Source organism: Halostella sp. PRR32, assembly GCF_034808085.1.
Classification (GTDB): Archaea; Halobacteriota; Halobacteria; order Halobacteriales; family Natronoarchaeaceae; genus Halostella; species Halostella pelagica.
The window spans coordinates 1-289 of record NZ_JAXHGL010000056.1; the positions used below are offsets into that span (position 1 = coordinate 1).

1 pseudogene is annotated in these 289 nt (G+C 64.7%); it reads right to left on the reverse strand.

Annotated elements, in window-relative coordinates:
* Window positions 1-289, reverse strand: a pseudogene (locus SM753_RS20370) (DNA-binding protein); the annotation flags it as partial.

A 289-nucleotide genomic window follows, 5' to 3' on the forward strand; every position in this document is an offset into this window, starting at 1 on the left:
TCCCGACCCTCCTGCGTTCCCAGCTCGGCCTGGGCACTGATGTGCTCCAGTTCGGCTTCCCGCGCCCGAATGCGCTCCTCCTGTTCGAGGGTGACACCGTGAATCCGTTCCTCGCTCGTGTCCGCGATCCCGTCCGGGTGGTTCGCATCCACTTTCGCTTGCGTCTCCTGCTCGACCGCGGCCTCGAACTCCGGCGTCTCGTCGACGACCGGGAAGCCGTCTTCATCGACCGCCTGACCGCCCGCTTTCTCGAATGCCTGTTCATCGACCGTAACGACCTTTCCGCTAG